Consider the following 18428-nt stretch of genomic DNA (forward strand, 5'->3'; position numbering starts at 1 on the left):
GCTTAAAGATCATGGCCAGAGTAGGAGCAGTTAAACGACTTGTTGCAGAGGGGGAAGTCAGCGACGATGTTCCCCTCGATCGCGGCCTCAATCAAGGGCCACTGGAACCAGGAGGGATCGCGCAAGTGGCACCGCTCGATGCGCGCATCAGAGCCAAGGCGGACCCAGGCTAAAACGTCGCCGCGAAATCCTTCGACCACGGCCAAGCCCTCACCAGAACCGCCCGTCCCGCTTACCGGGACACGGGTCGCCTCTTGCGCAGGAATGCGGGCGAGGATCAGTTCGACGAGCGCAAGGCTCTGGGCCACTTCACGGATGCGAATCCAGATTCGTGCATTGACATCGCCCTCCGTGAGCAACGGCACGTCGTAATTAAAAAGCAATGCATCATATGGCGGGTAGGCGAGCTGAAGGCGGGCATCGAACGCGCGCCCCGACGCTCGGCCGACAATGCCTCCGCTGCCATACTGCTGGGCGAGGGCTGGATGCACGATTCCGGTGCCGACGGTCCGATCCTGGAGCGAGGCGGTATTGTCGTAAAGCTCGACCAGCGGAGGGAAGGCTCTGCTGACCGTTCCAACCAATTCCCGGATCTGCTCGAAGCCCCGCGATGTGAGGTCGATGCCAACCCCACCCGGCACGATGCAGTCCATCATTAAGCGATGCCCGAAGCATGCCGCCGAAGTGCGCAGGACGCGTTCACGCAGGACCCCGCAATAGGCGTGCATCATCGCGAAAGCCGCGTCGTTGCAAATCGCGCCGATATCACCGAAGTGATTGGCGAGGCGTTCGAGTTCTGCCATCAGAGCGCGCAACCAAACGGCGCGCGGAGGAACCTCGATATCAAGCGCCGCCTCGACTGCGCGGGCGAAAGCAAAGGCGTAGGCGACTGTGCTATCGCCCGACGCACGTCCGGCAAGACGTGCGGCCCCATCAATGGACGCGCCACGCATCAGGGACTCTATGCCCTTGTGGACGTAACCGAGCCGTTCTTCGAGCCGCACCACCGTCTCGCCGCTGGCGGTGAAACGGAAATGACCAGGTTCGATGATGCCCGCATGGACTGGGCCGACTGGGATTTGGTGCAAGCCCTCGCCGTCGGACGCAAGAAATTCGTAAGGGGACGCGGATTGACGTACCTCTGCCTGCCTTCCGAGCGGATGGCGCAGGCCCCAATGGCCATGGTCGAGCCACGGACGCGGATCGGGCAGTCCCATGGGCTCAAGGCCGAAAAGGTCACGAATCGCGCGCTCCGGACGAATGGCGGGAGGATGGAGTCGCCCGACGGAGGGAAAGCTCCCCTTAGGACATTCATGGGTAACGACCGCGACCTGGGCCGCCGCATCGTCGAGAATGGCCATGTGAACCGCGCCCGTGTCTCCCCACAGGCCAAACAATGTCCATCGCCCCTCGGCAATTTGTTGCGCGAGCGATTGCCAGAGATCGCCGTCCACGACGCGACGCGGCCATGGGCGATGGTCTGGCATGGCCCGTCCGGATTCGATGGTGTCGATCAGCAGTGGCATGTCTTGCCTCTCCGCATTCATCCGAGCAGACGAGCAACATGCTGGAACCAGGCGACCAGCGGCGGCGGCAAATAAATACCCGCCATCAGCACCAGGCTCAGGTGGGCGCCGATCGGCAGAAAGGATGCTCGCACCGGTCCGGTGCCGCCTTTCGGTGCACCGAATGCAAGTTGGTGAACCCGCAGGAAAAGCGCGCCGAAGGCGATGAGCAGACCGGCGACCAACGGCAGCGCTAGCAACGGTTCCCGCGCAAAGGTCGAGCTCACGACCAGAAACTCGCTCATGAAGATGCCGAGCGGCGGCATTCCGGCGATTGCAACGACTCCCAGGACGAGCCCCCAGCCGAGAAGCGGATGAGTGACCGTCAGGCCGCGAATGTCACTAATTTTCTGGGTTCCCTTGACCTGAGCGATGTGGCCAACAGTGAAGAAGATCGCCGATTTGGTCAGGCTGTGCATGGTCATGTGCAAAAGGCCGGCGAAATTGGCAAGCGGTCCGCCCATGCCGAAGGCGAAAACGATAATACCCATGTGCTCGATCGACGAGTAACCGAACAAGCGCTTGATGTCGTCGCTGCGGTACAGCATGAAACCCGCAAAAATCAGCGAGCCTAGCCCCATTGTTGCCATCAGCGGCCCCGGCGCTATCGCAGCGGAATTGGCCGCGAGCAGCAGCTTGAAGCGCAACACGGCGTAGAGGGCGACGTTAAGCAGCAGGCCGGAAAGCACGGCCGAGATCGGCGTCGGACCCTCGGCATGTGCGTCCGGCAACCAGGCGTGGAGCGGGGCGAGGCCAACCTTGGTGCCGTAGCCAAGCAGCAGGAAGACAAAAGCGACATTGAGCAGCGCCGGATCGAAAGCCGATACCCGCTTGATCAGCACCGTCCAAAGCATGCCATCGAGCCCTTCGCCAACGACCGGAGTGGCGGCCATGTAGACGAGGATCGTCCCAAACAGGGCCAACGCGATGCCGACGCTGCCCAGGATGAAATATTTCCAGGCCGCCTCGATCGCCTCGCGCGTGCGGTAGATGCCGACCATAAGCACCGTGGTTAGAGTCGCCAGTTCGATTGCCACCCACATCAGGCCGATGTTGTTGGCGACCAGTGCGAGGTTCATCGCGAACAACAGCACCTGGTACATGGCGTGGTAGAAGCGGAGGTGAGCCGGAGTGAGGCGACCAGCCTCCAGCTCATGGGCGATGTAGCTGGCGCTGAAGACACTGGTGGTGAAGCCGACAAAATTGTTGAGAACGACGAAGACGACGTTGAGATCGTCGACCAGGAAGTAGGGGCCGGGTTCTGGCTTCCAGATGAACAGCGATAGTGAGGCAAGGAGCGTCAGAAAAGCCGAGAGCACATTGAGTTGGGCAGACAGGCGGTAGCCGGGAAGCAGCGCGAGCAGGGCGGCGGTCACTGCCGGAATCGCCAGGATTAGCGTAACCCCATTCAAGGAAAACGTGTTCATCGGCGCTCTCCCTGGAATCGGTCGAGCGCTTCGACGTCGACGGTGTCGAAGCGCTCGCGAATGCGAAACAGGAGAGTACCAATGACGATGAAGGCAATGAGGACTGAAAAGGCGACGCTGATCTCGACCACAAGCGGCATGCCCTTGGCCCCGGTGGCGGCTAATATCAGCCCGTTTTCAAGAGACATGAAGCCGACGATCTGACTCACCGCATTGCTTCGCGTCACCATCATGAGAAGGCCGAGTAAAATCACGGAGAGGGCAAAGGCTAGGTCCTCGCGCGCCAGCGGGTAAGCGTCAGCGGTCACCCTGAGCATCACCACCATGGAAAGCGCGACAAGCCCCATGCCCGCCAGCATTGTGGGACCGATGCTGACGACGTTCTCGACTTCCCGATGGATGCCGAGGCGAGCGATAATGCGATGCAGCGCCACAGGGATGATGATAGCCTTGAAGAAGAGGGCTATCGCGGCCGTGACATAGAGGTGCGGCGCGCCTTGCACATAAGCTTGCCACGCGACCGATAGCGCGAGAACCACGGCTTGCAACGCAAAGACGTTAAGGAGTGCGTAAAGGCGATCCTGATAGAGGAGCATAAAGCTCACGAGCACGAGGCAACCGGCGAAAAGATGAGCGACGTCGAATGCAAGATGGCCCATCTCAAAGACTCCGTGACACAAACAGGAGCAGCATTCCGAGCAAGCCGAGCATCAATGCAGCGCCAAGGAATTCGGAAATTCGAAAAATGCGCATTTTGGCGACCGTCACTTCGAATAACCCCAGCAGAAAACCGCCGATCGCAAGCTTGATGATATAGGTCACGAAACCTTGCAGCGCGGCGCCAGCGCGCGCGTCGGGCGGCGCCAGGCCCCATGGGAAGAACACGCAGGCAATGAGCGACATATAGAGCAAAAGCTTCAGTGCAGCCGCGAGTTCTATTAATGCGAGATGACGCCCTGAATACTCCAAAACCATGGCTTCATGCACCATGGTGAGTTCTAAGTGGGTCGCCGGATTGTCTACCGGAATACGAGCGTTTTCCGCGATGCCGACCATCACGAGTGCGACGAGCGCCAATCCTGCCGAAACTCGCAGACCGACTCCCGACGACAACATAAATCCGGCAAGGCTCGAAAGTTGGGTCGATCCCGCGAGCAGCGCGATGGTGAAAACGATCATTATCATCGCGGGTTCGGCAAGAGTCGCGATCATCGCCTCTCGACTCGAGCCGATGCCACCAAAGCTGGTCCCCACGTCCATTCCGGCAAGCACAAGAAAAAAGCGCGCGCTGCCGAGGAGCGCGATGATCGCGATGAGGTCGGCGGACCAGCTGAAAAGAAGGCCGGTCCCGAAAGTCGGAACGAGCGCCGCAGCCACCCAGGTCGTGGCGAAGATCAGATAAGGAGCCACGCGGAACAGCCAAGAGGCATTTTCGGCGAGAACGACTTCCTTGCGCAGGAGCCGCAGAAGGTCGCGATAGGGTTGCAGGAGCGGTGGCCCCCGGCGTCGTAAAAGGCGCGCCTTGACCTTACGCACCAAGCCGGTGAGCAGAGGCGCCAGCAGAAGCACCAGGAGCATCTGCGCATTTTGAATTGCGAGGTCAAATATCAGGGCCACAGGGCGAGCACTACCAATAGAAATACAAGGGCACCGAAGACAATGCTAAGATAGCGGCGAATCGTCAGGAACTGGAGGTATTCGAGCTTTCCTCCTACGAACGAGACAGCAGCCGTGACTGGTGTGTAGACGAGCTCCCAGGCGGGGTCGTGCATTTCTACGTCGATCCGCGCGGGGCGCAGCTCGCCGGGCGCCGGCATTTCAACATGCTCACGAGCGCGGAAAACGAAGGTGCCGAAGACCTGTCGAATCGGCTGCGCGAAGCTGGTCGCCGTATACTGCGTCGCCGGACTAGGATCTGGAAAACCGCAGTCCCAGGCTGGGGCACGGCGGATAGCATGTGATGCCAGACGGTGAATGACGTAGGCCGCTAAAGAAGCCGAGGCGGCGATAAACAGGAAAACGAGAAGGCCATTATACGAACTGCGACTTTCTGCAATCGGTACGATCGAAAGCCATTTTATGCTCTCTTGCGTCGGCATCCGGGCGCTGGTGACCGCTTGAACAACGGATCCGATGCCGTCGATCACGAAACCGGGTACGATACCGGCAATGACACAGAGAGCGGCGAGTCCGGCCATCGCGCCGAGCGACCAACGATCGATCTCGACAGCGCGTTCTGCGGCTAATGTGCGGGGCCGCCCGAGGAAGACGACACCGAATGCTCGAGCGAAGCACGCCGCTGCGAGCGCCGCCGATAAGGCTATCAGCGCGCCGACGGCGGGAACCAGGAGCTTCAACCCCCAGTGTGGAAGCTGGGGGCTTAATAGGATTGCCTGGAATAGCAGCCATTCGGAGACGAACCCATTCAGCGGAGGTAACGCCGAAATGGCGGCACAGGCCACCAGAAAGATAAAGCTCGTGACCGGCATGTGGTGGATGAGACCGCCGAGGCGGTCCATCTGCCGCTCACCAGTCGCCGTGAGTACGGCCCCCGCTCCGAAAAACAGGACGCTCTTAAAGAGCATGTGATTGAGGACGTGGAACAGTGCTGCCGTCAGCGCGAGGGCGCCTGCGGCACGCAAGCCGGCCGCGTCGAAGGCGAGAGCAAGACCGAGGCCGACGAAGATGAGGCCGATGTTCTCGATCGTGCTGTATGCGAGGACGCGCTTGAGATCCGTCTGCATCAGCGCGTAGAGAATGCCCATCACCGCAGTTCCACCCCCGGCGGCCAGGACAGGGACTCCCCACCACCAGGCCGGCGGACCAAGGAGGTCGAAGACGATGCGAATGAAGCCGTAGATTGCGACCTTGGTCATCACACCGCTCATCAGCGCCGAGACATGGCTCGGTGCGGCAGGATGAGCGAGCGGCAGCCAAACGTGGAGCGGCACGAGACCCGCCTTCGATCCCGTGCCAAGAAGAACGAGACCGAGCAAAACTCCCGCCCACAGCGGGGATCGACTTTGGATTCGCATCGCATCGAAGGCATAATTGCCATCGGGGCCAGCCAGAAGTCCGAACGCGAGTAGAAGTGCCAGGGTACCGAGGCTTGCCATGACGATATACACATAGCCCGCGCGGACGTTGTCCTCTTCGCGATGGTGCGCCATCACCAGCGCCCAAGAGGCGAGCGACATGAATTCCCACGACCACAGGAAGGTGAAAGCGTCATCTGCCAGAACTACCAAATTCATCCCCGCAAGGAATGCCGGGAAAAACGGCAGCACACGCTGCGGCTCGGCCTCGTGCCGACCGTAGCCAATGCCGTAGAGACTTGCTGCCGCGCCCCCCAGATTAATAACGAGGAGAAAGAACGCAGCAAGCGCATCCAATCGGAAATGGGCGCCGAGCCAAGGCAATCCGAGCGGCAGCGTCAAATTCAAAGTTACAAAAGTGCCGCCAACAAAGTGGACCAGGACAGCGGTGAAAAGCAGGGCCGAGCTTGCCGACGCCGCACTGTAAATGATGGGCGTCGCCCTGTTCGTTCGGACAATGGCGACAGCCAGCACGGCTGTTGCCAACTGTGCGGCGATCAACCACATGAGGAACGCCATGACCGACATCACGCGCGCGCCCGAATACCACGCGCGGCTTCCGCAGCCAGCTTATTTCCATGGTAAGGCTTGCGGCTATCGAACTCGCTTTTCAGCCGTACTCCCCGCCCACCAGATGGGCTGACCGTGCCCTCGTTGATGAGCTCGATGCCAGCGGCATCCAGGGCTGCAACAAGTTTCATCAGCGAGTCTACATTGCCGCGAATCACCGCTTCGCTGGCCTCCATGCGCTGGATCGTTGGCACCGACAAGCCGGACATCTCCGCGAGTGCCCGTTGGTCTATGCAAAGAAGGGCTCTCGCGGCCCGTAGCTGTGTAGCGGTGATCACCGTCTGGCCATCCACTATCATTGAAACAATATGATATTTTAGCTTCACAGAATAATAATTGAGCTGTCAATGTCAACTTGTGATGTATAAATTATCAATATTGATGGCTAGAAAAGCGCGATAAAAAAGGATAGGCGTAATTATCGTTTTCTGCTGCGGGGCGTCGGGCGTGACAAATGGCTGCCGCGGCCCAAACTTCCTCACCTTCGGCGTGCGGCGTTTTGAAGATTGAGGAAAAAGTAGCCCCTGGTTTGACGTCCAGGGAAACCAGGGGCTTCAGTTGGTTGACCGGGGAACAGGGTACGACTCGACCCGGCCGGCTTAGATATCGCTTTGGCGGCAAAAAAGTTCCCGCGCCAAGTTTTCGACGGCAGTCATGAGAAAATTCGCCAATTGGCGAAGACGGGTTAGCCGGGAAATCCTCCCGAGCGGCCGGCGGGAACTTCAGTTTTGCCGCTACTGGTTATATGGCCGTGAGGGTAAATTGGTGCGTAAATCGTGTCCCGGCTGGGGTTCTTGCGGTCGCAGGGCCGGGGTCCGGTCATCTGATGCACGAGCCGGATCAACCGAAGCGCTTTGACAGCATCTGTCGGTTTAATGATCCTTGGGCGCGCCCCCACTGCTCACGCGGTCAGCGATTGCCAGCAAGAGCGTGGCAACTGCAAAGGCGATCAGGATGCCGACTACCCAGGCGAGTTTGGCGGTGTCGGCCTGTTTGTCGATGTGCATGAACCATTCCAGCACGTTGACCGACGTTATCGCCACGATTGAGCCGAGCAGCTTCTGCTTCAAGCCGGAAAATCCTATCTTGATCAATCCATCCGGCCAGTTAGGATGGTCCGTCGCGTTGATCGGTCTCACAAAATTCTCATAACTCGAGCAGATCACAATTAAGATGAGGTTGGCGGTAAGGGAGAGATCGATGAGGCTGAGGATGCCGACGATCACCTCTGAATCGTGGGCCGCGCTCACTTGCGATACGAATTCGGCGAGCTTGACGACAAACTTATAAAGCAGCCCAGCCAATCCAACGACGAGCCCGAAAAGAAACGGCGCCACCAACCAGCGGCTGTTGAAGATGATCGCCTCGATGCCACGTTCTATTCGGTTCATGTCCGCCATTTCCTCATTTCCGCTTTCCCTTCGACTTTCTGAGCCTCACTCCGGTTTATCGTGCCTGCCATTCTCGTCGACGCGGCGCGATTTGTCCCGCGTCCAACGAACACTCACGATATTATAGGTTTCCCGAGACGCGGAAGAGCAATAATCGGAATCGGACGACGGTGCTAAAGCAGGAGCTGCTATTATCCTAGAAGGCAGACCTCTTCCTCAAGCCGGTTAGCATTTAGTGGTTACGCTTCCAATGCAGAGCGAAAATTGTTCTAAAATACCTCAACGAAGGCCCGCGCCGTCTGCGGGATGGAGCTTGCTTTTGCCTAACGCAAAGAGTTTGCCGGCGGTATCCCTCGTATTGCGCCAGCTCAGTTCATGAAAACAGAAACTGTGTCAACCAGGGCTGGTCGTCGCCCCAAGATCGGTTTAGCACTTGGCAGCGGTTCGGCGCGCGGGTGGGCTCATATTGGTATTCTTGAAGCCCTAGATGAAGAGGGCATCCGGCCGGACGTTGTTAGTGGCTGTTCGATAGGTGCCCTGGTTGGCGCGTCCTACGTTGTCGGTCGGCTGCGCGATTTGAAGCAGTGGGCGGAGGCCCTCACATGGTATGAGATCATCGGCCTGGTAGACGTCAGCTTCAATTCGGGCGGCCTTATCAGCGGCAGTCACATCCGCTCTGCTTTGACAAAACTGGGAATTGGCGGACCTATAGAGAGCTATGCGACCCGTTTCGTTGCGATCGCAACCGATCTTTCGACCGGCCGAGAGGTCTGGCTCGAGAGAGGAGCGATTGATGAGGCGGTCCGCGCGTCGATCGCACTACCCGGCCTCCTGAATCCGTATCCATCAGAAGGCGGATGGCTCGTTGACGGTGGCCTCGTCAATCCGGTTCCGGTGTCCCCTTGTAGGGCATTCGGTGCCGAAATCACGATCGCGGTCAATCTCAATGGCGATTTGGTCGGCCGTCGTGGTGCCGGCTGGAGCGTAGCGAACGACGTCGCCACTCCGACCAAAGAGAAGTTGGAAGCCTTGAACCGTTTCGCCGGCGAGCTGCCGGACGCACTGCGCGAGCCGATTATACGATTCGTGACACGACTTTTGCGCCCGGGTCCTCACGCCCCCGGCTATTTCGACGTTCTGACGAATTCAGTCAACATCATGCAGGACCGAATAACCCGCAGCCGTCTGGCCGCCGAGCCGCCCGATCTATTGCTGTTGCCAAGGTTAGCAGGCTTCAATCTGATGGATTTTACTCGGGCGGGAGAAGCGGCTGCTGAGGGGCGACGTTGCGTGCGTGAGTCTTTGTCAGCAATCCGCAATTTGCTTTGACCACGTCCGTCCTACTAGAACGCGAGGCTAAACCGATAAGGTCTTCAAGCAAGAGTTGGCTAGAGCATGTTCCGAAAAAGTTGACCGACTTTTTCGATCAGAACATGCTCCAACTCGTTGAACTTGAGCGTTTCCTTTTCGATCAGATGATTCCATCTGAGCGGGAAAAGCTCTAGAGCGAGGTCAGTATGAACGAGGTGCACCGTTGGTCATCTGACGCTGTTGGCCTGTTCCTCGAAAATAGTGCAAATCGACTTCATGCGCGCGGATCAAGCTGCCCGGAGCGCCTCTCGCTTGACCCAATTGCATACCTTACGCCGTCCGCATTCTACGCGGGCGAAATGGAAGCAGTGATGTCATGCTCTATGCTTAAGTTTGGGATACATCACGCCTCGAGGACACCTTAAATGTCTCTTCGTCTGCCCGCCTTTCTGCTGGCGTCTGCTCTTAGTGTGGGCGCGTCGCCCATGATGGGATCGGTCGGTCGATCGTCTTACGAAAATATGATTATTTCAATTGCGCGGGCCGAATCACCGGCGCAAAGCCCCGCCGCGCGGGCTAAATCAGCGGTGCAATCCCTCATCACCCGCCTGCGCGGCCGCAGGATGCCGGAGGGGATCGTGAAATCGAACGGCCGCATCGAAGCCACGCAGGTCGACGTTGCGGCAAAATACGCGGGCCGGATTGCGACGATGACGGTGGAGGAGGGCGACGAGGTCACGGCTGGACAGGTCGTCGCCACCATCTCATCGCCGGAATATGAAGCCCAGCTCAGAGGTGCGCAGGCCCAGGTGCTGCGCGCCAAACAGGCATTGGCGGAATCTGTTGCGCTCATCGCCCAGCGCAACAGCGATTTGACCTTCGCCAGAACCGACTTGGAACGCGGCAAGAGCCTGTTGGAGCGGGGGAATATTACCCAGCAGGTTGTCGATCAGCGACGTAACAAGTTCGAAGCGGCCGATGCCGCATATCTTGCGGCCACCGCCCAGCGCGATCAGGCCCAATTCGCAATCAAGGCGGCCGAGGCCGATGTCGAACGACTCGAGTCGATTCTGGTTGATCTGGTGCTCGTTTCCCCGAGGAGCGGACGCGTGCAATACAGGCTCGCCCGCGCCGGCGAGGTGGTCGCCGCGGGCCAGCGCGTTCTGACAATCCTTGACCTGAACGATGTCTATATGACGATCTACCTTCCAGCCGATGATGCAGGAAAGCTCGCTCTCGGCGACGAGGCTCGCATCATTGCCGACCCCATTCCAGAATATGTCATCCCCGCGACAGTCAGCTTCGTCGCGACCGATGCGCAGTTCACGCCAAAGAGCGTCGAAACTGCCGAGGAGCGTCAGAAACTGATGTTTCGTGTCAAGCTCCAGGTGGATCCCAAGGTTCTGGGAAAATACCACCGGCAGGTGAAGACGGGCGTCCGCGGCATCGGCTTCGCTCGCACCGATCCCTCGATCGCATGGCCGGATGATCTCGTGGTGAAGCTTCCAGAATGACGGATCCCATCGCCCGGCTCAAGCGCGTAACGCACCGATACGGGGCAACATACGCGCTCGATCACGTAACCATCGACATTCCCGCGCGCTGCATGGTGGGAATGATCGGGCCGGACGGTGTCGGTAAATCCACGCTGCTCGCGCTGGTGTCCGGGGTGCGCAAGATCCAGGCCGGGCAAGTAACCGTCTTCGATGGAGACATGGCGAATGCCGCTTACCGCAGGATGAATTGCGCTCGCATCGCCTACATGCCGCAAGGGCTTGGCCGCAATCTCTATCCGACGCTCAGCGTTTTTGAGAATATCGACTTCTTCGGCCGTTTGTTTGGCCAGTCAGAGGCGGAGCGCCGCGCGCGCATCGATGAACTATTGAAGGCAACCGCACTCGATCCCTTCGGGGATCGCCCGGCCGGCAAGCTGTCTGGCGGCATGAAGCAGAAACTCAGCCTGTGCTGCGCGCTGATGCATGACCCGGACTTGCTCATTCTCGACGAGCCGACGACCGGCGTCGATCCGCTCTCGCGCGGCCAGTTCTGGGACCTCATCGATTCGATCCGGGCCCGGCGTCCGCAGATGAGCGTGATCGTGGCGACCGCCTATATGGAGGAGGCCGAGCGGTTCGACTGGCTTGCCGCCATGGACGATGGCAAGGTGATCGCGCGCGGAGCACCAAAGGACATCCTAAAGCAGGCGAACGAGACCTCCTTGGAAGGCGCCTTTATCGCGCTCCTGCCGCAAGACAAGCGTGCCCAGCATCAAAAGGTCGTCGTGCGCCCGCGCGTGGCTAGCGCCGACGAAATCCCCGCGATCGAGGCGGTGGGGCTGACCCGCCGCTTTGGCGATTTCGTCGCCGTGGACAATGTGAGTTTCCGCATCGGGCGCGGCGAGATTTTTGGCTTCCTCGGCTCTAATGGCTGCGGCAAGACGACCACTATGAAAATGCTGACGGGGCTACTGCAGGCGAGCGAAGGCTGGGCAAAGCTATTCGGAAAGCCGATAGGCTCGGACAATATGCAGATGCGCCGCAACGTCGGCTATATGTCCCAGGCATTTTCCCTCTACACCGAACTCACTGTCCGGCAGAATCTCGATCTGCACGCGCATCTTTACCATCTACCGCCCCGGCAGATCGAAGGCCGCATTGAGGAATTGCTACAGCGCTACGATCTGAAAGAGGTGGCCGCCGCCCGGCCGGAAGGCTTGCCGCTCGGTATCAAGCAAAGGCTGCAGCTCGCCGTGGCAGTGCTGCATAAGCCGGCCATCCTCATTCTTGACGAGCCGACGTCGGGCGTCGATCCGATCGCCCGCGACGCTTTCTGGCGTACACTGATCGACCTGTCGCGGGACGACGGCGTCACCATTTTCCTTTCAACTCACTTCATGAATGAAGCCGAGCGTTGCGACCGTATCTCGCTGATGCATGCAGGCAAGGTGCTTGCGGTTGGAACGCCGCAGGATCTTGTCAAGGAACGAGGCAGCGATTCGCTCGAAGATGCCTTCATCAGCTATCTCGTCGATGCGGCCGGTATCGACAGGCCGCAGAAGTCCGGACCGCCAGCGCCGGACGTCGCCGCCGCGGGCGATCATGCGATCGTGTCGAAACGGTTCGATCCGGAGCGACTCTGGGCCTATGCCCGGCGCGAAGCCATGGAGCTGCTGCGCGATCCCATCCGTCTGAGTTTCGCCTTCCTTGGTCCTCTCATTTTGATGATCGCCTTCGGCTACGGCATTTCCTTCGATGTCGAGAATCTGAAATACGCGGCCTTCGATCAGGACCAGACGCCGGAAAGCCGCGCGCTGCTCGAAAGCTTCGCGGGTTCGCGGTATTTTTCCGAACAGCCACCAGTCGGCACAACGGCGGAGATGGACGCTCGGTTCAGAAGCGGCGAACTGAGCCTTGTCATCGAAATCCCATCCGGTTTCGGCCGCGATCTCGAAAATTTACATTCGCCGGAAGTTGCTGTCTGGATCGACGGTGCCATGCCGTTTCGGGGTGAAACCGCGCGGAGCTATGTTTCCGGGATCGCCCTGCAATATGCGAAGGATCGCGCCGTGGAGCGTCTCGGCCCTAATGCGGCCCTGAGCTCGGTCAATGTGGAAACACGCTTCCGCTACAACCAATCCTTCAAGAGCGTCAACGCCATGGTTCCAGGCGTCATTGTGTTGATGCTTATCCTTATTCCAGCCATCATGTCGGCCATCGCTGTGGTGCGCGAGAAGGAAACCGGCTCCATCGCCAATTTCCGTTCGACGCCTATCAGCAAATTCGAGTTCCTCTTCGGCAAGCAGCTTCCCTATATAGCGGTCGCGATGGCGAGCTTTATCCTTCTGCTGCTTCTCGCCATCGTTGTGTTCGGCGTGCCGGTCAAGGGGTCTTTCGCCACGCTCGCGCTTGGGACGTTGCTTTACGTGTTCGCGACGACAGGCTTCGGTCAGCTCATCTCGACCTTCACCCGCACGCAGGTCGCAGCCGTGTTTGCGACCGCCATCCTCTCAGTGGTCCCGGCCGTGAACTTTTCCGGTCTGCTCGTGCCGGTGTCGTCCCTATCCGGTGGGGCGAGGTTTCTCGGCCTGACATTCCCGTCGGCCTGGTATCAGCCGATTAGCGTCGGCACCTTCACCAAGGCGCTCGGCTTGTCCGATTTGTGGTTCAATATATTTATCCTTGCCGGCTTCGCCGTAGCCTACCTTATCGCCGCGCAATTGTTGCTACGGAAACAGGAAGCATAAGATGTCCCCGGCTGGCCCGGTTTCAGGACGGCAGAAAGCGCAAGCGGATGGGCTTGGCCTTAGCGCTCATCTCGCCAATATCTATCGGCTCGTAATCAAAGAGCTGAGGAGTATTCGGGCGGACCCCATTATGCTGGTCCTCGTCGTATTTGCGTTCAGCGTCTTCGTCTACACCGTGGCGACCGGAGCCTCGCTGGAAGCAACCAATCTTGCCATCGGCATCGTGGATGAAGACCACTCCGACCTATCACGCCAAATTGCGGATGGCTTGACCCCGCCGCTCTTCAGACCTGCCGTAGACATCGCAGCGACGGACATCGATTCGGCGATGGATGCGGGGCATCTCGTCTTCGTCGTCGAAATCCCGCCGAAATTCCAGGCCGATGTCCTCTCCGGGCGGCAAACATCGGTCCAGGTGAACGTGGACGCCACGGCCATCACGCAGGCCGGGAACGGTACCATCTATGTCCAGAGCATCATCGCCAACGCCGTCGCTGCCTTCAAGGCGGGGCGCGAAGGAGCCTCCGAGATCCCCGTCAATGTGGTGGTCCGCGCAAAATTCAATCCGAACTTGAAGTCGAGCTGGTTTACCTCGGTGATGCAGGTCATCAACAACATCACTCTGTTGACTGTGATCCTGACCGGCGCGGCGCTCATTCGCGAGCGCGAGCAGGGCACGGTCGAGCATCTCCTGGTGATGCCCGTGGTCCCTTCCGAGATCATGCTGGCGAAGATCCTGGCCAATGGCCTCGTCACCCTTGCGGCAGCCGGGCTTTCATTAGTTCTCGTGGTGGAATGGTGGCTCCAGGTCCCGATCGCCGGGTCGATCCTGCTGTTTCTTGGCGGTTCATGCTTTTATGTGTTTACCGTCGCGGCGCTCGGCATTCTTCTCGGCACGATCGCAAACAATATGGGGCAGTTCGGACTGCTTGCGATCCCCGTATTGTTGGTCATGGAGCTGCTTTCTGGAAGCGCCACCCCCATGGAAAGCATGCCGGTCTGGCTGCAATATCTGATGCAGACGGTCAGCCCGACGCCGCATTTCGTCCTTTTCGCTCAGGCGGTGCTCTATCGCGGCGCGGATCTTCTCGTCGTGTGGCCGCAGCTTGTGGCGATGGCTGCCATCGGCGCGGTTTATTTCATGTTCGCTCTCTATCGCTTCCGCCGAGTCATTTTCGGCGCCTGAACGTCCCTGTTGGGACGGAACAGGAAATCGTCATCCCCGGCGCTCGTGGTCGGTAATACAGCCGAGGATGTCAGCTAGGCTGCGGCCCCTCGGGAACCTCGTCCGGTCTCTGGCTGAGCGTCGGCGCACCCACGTCGCCACCTGAACTCGGGCAGTTTGGGCTGATCGTTTTCCGTCGACAAATTTTGAAGGCTGATCCCCTAAAAACAACAGCTTGGTGAACTTATCACCATAGTTATGGGATGTGCAAAACCGCGGGCTCCGGTGCATTTTCCAACCGCGGCGTCTTCATCCGCGTCTTCGGCCTGTTTCTTGCCTGTTCCTGTCAACTTTGAAGATTTGTCCTAATGGCGACGAGGCCGTTCGGGCGAAAAGTGCGGCTTGAGCGGCGCGGCATGGCATAGCTGCTGCTTCTCTCCGGCCACACCGGGTTGGGGCGTCCGCGGGCAAGTTTTGAAGTTCGGGCCCGCCGTGCGGATCGTTCGGCGTTGGAGCGATCGACGGGCACATCGAGGGATATTTTATGGTGGACATGGCGGAATTGAAAAAACGCAAGGAGCCGCTCAATCTGGCGATTGTGCATGTCGATCCCGATGCGTTCATCGCAAATTTGATGGGCTGGCTGGAAATTACCGCATTTATTTCGGCGCAAAGGGCAGGCGAAGCGGAAATTCCCGCTGATGGGATAACCCCGAAACTGCCGCCGGAGAAGCTGAGAAACGGCGCGGTGCACAATGTTGGCAATGATGCGATCTTCGCATTCTGCATGACCGCGGCGATGAAAGGGGACAAGGCGGCCGTGGATAAGGTGGAGGCCGCACTCGCGGAGAGTATGGGGAAAGATTTCCCAGGCTCGTTCGGCTTATGGCATTTTCGCGGAACGATCGACGCTCCGACGACGCTGGAAGATTTTGTCGGCCAGGCCGGCAAGAAACTCCTGCTGGGCGACATCCCCCCGCCGCCGCTGCGCGCCAAGGAAAATTGGAACACGGGTCTGCGCTTCTTCGAGAAGGCCCGCAAATCCAATTTTATCCACGAGATTATGTATCCTTTGGCAAAATGGACCCGCGAGCGCGGGACGGAGACCTTGGAGAAAGGAGTGGCCTTCCTCCAGCATATCGAAGACAATGTCCCGGTCTTGCGCGAGGCCTTGGATGATCCCCGCAATGATCAGCCCTTCATCGCGAATTTCCTTATGAAGTTGGCCCCGGCCGTGGACATGGAGCTGAACGAAGAATATCAGGGATTTTTGCGATCCTTGGCACGCCGGTAGACGGCTTGGACATAGCTCTCCCGCAGCCTAGAGCGCTTTCCGATCAGATGGAATCATCTGATCGAAAAGGAAACGCTCAAGTTCAACGAGTGGGAGCATGTTCTGATCGAAAAAGTCGGTCAACTTTTTCGGAACATGCTCTAGGAAAGCCAATATGCACGATCACTGTGATGAGTAACGCGAGGATCTAATGCCGCTTTACGCCTACACTTGCCAAAACTGCAATGCAGACTTCGAGCTCTTGGTTCGCTCTTCCGACGTCCCAGCCTGTCCCTCCTGTGGCAGCGAGAAATTGCAACAGCAGGTGGCCAAGATCTGCGTCGATATAAAATATCCAGCCATAGCAAAATCATGGCGCCAGGCCGCGGCCAGGAGTGGAGATCTCTCCAATTTCAGCAAGCAAGAGCTGCAAACGAAGAAGAGCTAAAGATGATGTGGACGTCGCACCTCACGCCAACAGCGCGTGCCGCTTGATGAAGCTACCCGAAGGGAGTCTTCTCAGGCCTTTCCTTGCACAGCGTCTCGGCGAGGTGACGAAAGCGAAGGCAAAGCGTTCGCTCGGCCAGCTTCAGGGGAAGATTGGCGAATTGCCGATGGCGCGTGGTTTTCAAGGCGCGTTGGCGGCGCAATTCAAGGCGTCTGGCAAGCCGGGAGTGATCGCCGAATTGAAAGGCGGCTCTCCCTTCGATACATCGTTCCGAAGAATCGTTCCCTATAAGGCGCTTGCCGAGGATTTCGAAGCGGTCGGTGCGACTTGCCTGTCCGTTGCCGTCGATCGGCGCTCGTTTCAGGGATCCTTTTCCGATCTCGCGACGGTGCATCGCGCAGTCCAAATCCCCGTCATCGCGCAGGACATTGTGGCCGATGTCTATCAGCTGCTCGAGGCCCGTTTGGCCGGCGCGGATGCGGTGATCTTGTCGGTTGGCCTACTTGGCGAACAGCTTGGCGAATTTATCGAGCGTGCGACAGCTATTGCGCTTGACGCATTGGTCCAAGTCCACACCGAAGCCGAACTCGATCATGCGCTTGCGGCTGGCGCCGAATTCATCTGCGTCACCAATCGCAATATTCATAGCTTTGCGCTCAAGCCCGGGACCTGCGAGGCGCTGCTGCCGGCGATCGCTGGAGACAAGATTCTGTCCGTGGCCGAGGGCGGATTTGGCACCGCCGAGGATCTGGAGCGCATGGGGGAAGCCGGCGCAAAGGCGGTCCTGATGGGCACCGCCCTCATGAAAGACCGGGATCCCGCCGGCGTTCTCGAACGCGTCCTCGGCGTCGAAACCTCGGAGGAGCTGGAATAGCAACCCAAGGTGTGGCGCTGCGGCGCCACACCGGGTTGCCAGATCCGCCGAACAAACCTAGCCGAAGTGCAAGCCGCCAAGTGCCACGAGCCCGACGAGCACCACGACAAAGCCGCCGATGACCGCAATCATCCCGCTTCGGCCATAGAGTCGGCCGGTAAAATAGGCCGCTCCGCCAAAACACAGGATCAAGGCGATCAGGATCACAAGGCTCGCCCCGCTGCCTTCGGCGGTATTAATTGCACCAGTTGCCGCAGATGTCACAACAGCCATTGTCTACCTCCCTCGAAACAGCGTTATGAGATGTCCGGCCGGTTTACCCGGGCGCAAAATCGGCGTCGGAGAAAACCGAAGCCGAACTTTTATAAACTTAGATCTGGCCCCCAAAGTTTCACGCGCGGGAAGGAAAGCAGCGTTTTCCGCGCCACGGTCACGCTTAAACATCCGCGCGGGAAGGTGCGGTTGGCCGGCTCTCTAATAATTATGCAAGGTTCACCGATCGCGTGAGTAACCACGATACATGACCGCGGGCTTTTGCCGCGTGGTGCGGGATCCAATGGCCTCTATTTGTCGGAGGGCGCGACTTCGCAGAAGGCTGCATCTTCGGCACAGCTTGGGGTCGGTATCGGCTCCTGCGGCTGGGTTGGATTTGAGGCGCGCTTCCGGCGTTTCGGCCTAGCGGGCTCTTGCCCATTTGGCTCCGGCGTACCCTGCTCTTCCACGTAAGGGGACGGAGTGAGGTAATACTCAGGCGCGGGCGGGTAGGCATATGGATAGGGATAAACCGGCGCTAGGCCACCGCTAAAAAGACCGCCGAAAAGCGTGTCGAACAGGCCTAGGGGCGGACCATAGTAAGCCCCGGTCGGCGGTCCGTCGATCTCAGGGATATAAGGCCGCAGCGATCCGTCCGGCATGACGCGACTGTTCGTAAAGGGCACGAACCCGCCGCGTCCGTCCGGGATCACCTGAGAATGCGCTGGAAATGCGAGAAGGCATGCCAGGGCCGCGATCGCGATGAGTGGGCGATTCCGGCAATTCATTTGTGCGGGTTCTCCAATTCAGCTTC

Annotated in this window: 16 protein-coding genes; 7 read left to right on the forward strand and 9 right to left on the reverse strand. The window is 59.1% G+C overall.

All coding sequences use genetic code 11. From position 1 onward, the window contains the following. Window positions 1-2: 2 nt before the first annotated feature. The 7 genes from CU048_10570 to CU048_10600 form a co-directional block, all read right to left on the reverse strand. Window positions 3-1526 (reverse strand): hydrogenase expression protein HypE, encoded by a 1524-nt coding sequence (locus CU048_10570; GenBank protein QBR72846.1) that lies wholly within the window; start codon window positions 1524-1526, stop codon window positions 3-5. A 17-nt stretch (window positions 1527-1543) separates the two neighbouring features. Then, window positions 1544-2992 (reverse strand): hydrogenase 4 subunit F, encoded by a 1449-nt coding sequence (locus CU048_10575; protein QBR71648.1) that lies wholly within the window; start codon window positions 2990-2992, stop codon window positions 1544-1546. Next, window positions 2989-3651 carry a hydrogenase-4 component E gene (locus CU048_10580; protein ID QBR71649.1) on the reverse strand — a complete coding sequence of 221 codons (663 nt, stop codon included), beginning with the start codon at window positions 3649-3651 and terminating at the stop codon, window positions 2989-2991. The genes CU048_10575 and CU048_10580 overlap by 4 nt, the downstream gene beginning before the upstream one ends. Before the next feature lies 1 nt (window position 3652). Continuing rightward, window positions 3653-4609: a formate hydrogenlyase gene (locus CU048_10585; protein QBR71650.1), complete on the reverse strand. Its 957-nt coding sequence runs from the start codon at window positions 4607-4609 to the stop codon at window positions 3653-3655. Next, window positions 4600-6615, reverse strand: coding sequence for a hydrogenase 4 subunit B (locus tag CU048_10590; GenBank protein ID QBR71651.1), 2016 nt, complete (start codon window positions 6613-6615; stop codon window positions 4600-4602). Before CU048_10590 ends, CU048_10585 begins: the two co-directional genes overlap by 10 nt. Further along, window positions 6615-6956 (reverse strand): XRE family transcriptional regulator, encoded by a 342-nt coding sequence (locus CU048_10595; GenBank protein ID QBR71652.1) that lies wholly within the window; start codon window positions 6954-6956, stop codon window positions 6615-6617. Before CU048_10595 ends, CU048_10590 begins: the two co-directional genes overlap by 1 nt. A gap of 573 nt (window positions 6957-7529) precedes the next feature. Next, window positions 7530-8048: a hypothetical protein gene (locus CU048_10600; GenBank protein QBR72847.1), complete on the reverse strand. Its 519-nt coding sequence runs from the start codon at window positions 8046-8048 to the stop codon at window positions 7530-7532. Between the two features lie 375 nt (window positions 8049-8423). Here CU048_10600 and CU048_10605 point away from each other — a divergent pair, with 375 nt between their 5' ends. The 7 genes from CU048_10605 to CU048_10635 all read left to right on the forward strand — a co-directional run bounded on the left by CU048_10605 (window position 8424) and on the right by CU048_10635 (window position 17362). Then, on the forward strand, window positions 8424-9377 hold the full coding sequence (locus CU048_10605; protein QBR71653.1) for a patatin: 954 nt from the start codon (window positions 8424-8426) through the stop codon (window positions 9375-9377). 467 nt (window positions 9378-9844) lie between these two features. After that, window positions 9845-10873, forward strand: a complete 1029-nt coding sequence (locus CU048_10610; GenBank protein QBR71654.1) for an efflux transporter periplasmic adaptor subunit — start codon at window positions 9845-9847, stop codon at window positions 10871-10873. Continuing rightward, on the forward strand, window positions 10870-13602 hold the full coding sequence (locus tag CU048_10615) for a multidrug ABC transporter ATP-binding protein (protein QBR71655.1): 2733 nt from the start codon (window positions 10870-10872) through the stop codon (window positions 13600-13602). Before CU048_10610 ends, CU048_10615 begins: the two co-directional genes overlap by 4 nt. A gap of 1 nt (window position 13603) precedes the next feature. Beyond that, complete coding sequence (locus tag CU048_10620) at window positions 13604-14788, forward strand: hypothetical protein (protein ID QBR71656.1); 1185 nt, start codon at window positions 13604-13606, stop codon at window positions 14786-14788. A 523-nt stretch (window positions 14789-15311) separates the two neighbouring features. After that, window positions 15312-16061 (forward strand): hypothetical protein, encoded by a 750-nt coding sequence (locus CU048_10625; GenBank protein ID QBR71657.1) that lies wholly within the window; start codon window positions 15312-15314, stop codon window positions 16059-16061. Window positions 16062-16251: 190 nt separating this feature from the next. Beyond that, complete coding sequence (locus CU048_10630) at window positions 16252-16488, forward strand: FmdB family transcriptional regulator (protein ID QBR71658.1); 237 nt, start codon at window positions 16252-16254, stop codon at window positions 16486-16488. 46 nt (window positions 16489-16534) lie between these two features. After that, the gene (locus CU048_10635) at window positions 16535-17362 is read left to right on the forward strand and encodes an indole-3-glycerol phosphate synthase (GenBank protein QBR71659.1); all 828 of its coding nucleotides are present in this window, start codon (window positions 16535-16537) and stop codon (window positions 17360-17362) included. A 57-nt stretch (window positions 17363-17419) separates the two neighbouring features. On the opposite strand, the gene CU048_10640 is transcribed toward CU048_10635, so the two are convergent. Then, on the reverse strand, window positions 17420-17635 hold the full coding sequence (locus CU048_10640; GenBank protein QBR71660.1) for a DUF3309 domain-containing protein: 216 nt from the start codon (window positions 17633-17635) through the stop codon (window positions 17420-17422). Window positions 17636-17925: 290 nt separating this feature from the next. Then, window positions 17926-18402, reverse strand: coding sequence for a hypothetical protein (locus tag CU048_10645; protein ID QBR71661.1), 477 nt, complete (start codon window positions 18400-18402; stop codon window positions 17926-17928). Window positions 18403-18428 lie beyond the last annotated feature (26 nt).

This window comes from Beijerinckiaceae bacterium (assembly GCA_004564215.1).
GTDB lineage: Bacteria > Pseudomonadota > Alphaproteobacteria > Rhizobiales > Beijerinckiaceae > Methylocapsa.